This window comes from Thioclava sp. JM3 (genome assembly GCF_002213185.1).
Lineage (GTDB): Bacteria > Pseudomonadota > Alphaproteobacteria > Rhodobacterales > Rhodobacteraceae > Thioclava > Thioclava nitratireducens.
In genome coordinates, this window is sequence record NZ_NBOB01000042.1 from 1 (window position 1) to 975 (window position 975).

Here is a 975-nt window from a genome sequence, read left to right on the forward strand (position 1 = left end):
AATCCAGCGTGGTAGCTGGCATGCATGAGCAGACCGACACCACCGACCTACAAGACCAGGAACTGGCCAGCCTATAACGAAGCGCTCAAGCGCCGCGGCTCGCTGACGATCTGGTTCGACCCCGAGATGAACTGGGATGCCGTGCCGTCAGGCAGGCGTGGCCGTCAGCAGACCTACAGTGACACTGCTATTCAGACCTGCCTGACGATGAAGGTTCTTTTCGGCATGGCGCTCCGGCAGACGACCGGTTTCGTCGAGAGCCTGTTGCGCTTGGTCGGCCTCGACTGGTCGGTGCCCGACTTCAGCACGCTGTCGCGCCGCCAGAAGACCCTCGCCGTGAACATCCCGTATCGCGGGTCCAAGGGGCCGCTGCACCTGCCGATCGACAGCACCGGCATAAAGGTCGAGGGCGAAGGCGAGTGGCACGCTCGCAAGCATGGTGGCCCCAAAAGGCGGGTCTGGCGCAAGCTCCACCTTGGGATCGACGAGGAAACGTTGGAGGTCCGGGCTGTCGAGATCACCGGGAGCCACATCGGTGATGCACCGGTCTTGCCCGATCTGCTCAGCCAGATCCCGATTGGCGAAGAGATCGGCTCAGTGACCGCCGACGGCGCCTACGACACCCGCAAGTGCCACGATGCCATCGCGGATCGCGGCGCCCATGCTGTCATCCCGCCCCGCAAGAACGCGAAGCCGTGGAAGACCGTCACCGCCGGTGCCGTGGCTCGAAACGAGGCCTTGCGCGCTGCGAAATACCTCGGCCGAGCCCTCTGGCGACGATGGGCCGGATACCACCGGCGGAGCCGCGCCGAGACAAAGATGCATTGCGTGAAGCTGCTGGGACAGCGCCTCATGGCACGGGACTTCGACCGCCAGATCGCGGAACTCCAGGTACATCGCCGTGCTCAACGGCTATACGGCGCTCGGCATACCCGTCACGGAACTCGTGGGATAATTCTGTCCGGGGAAAGGGGA

The 975-nt window shown here is 64.2% G+C and carries 1 pseudogene; it reads left to right on the top strand.

The annotated features are described in order from the left end of the window. The first annotated feature begins 24 nt into the window (after positions 1–24). Positions 25–955, top strand: a pseudogene (locus B6V73_RS20365) (IS5 family transposase). Positions 956–975 lie beyond the last annotated feature (20 nt).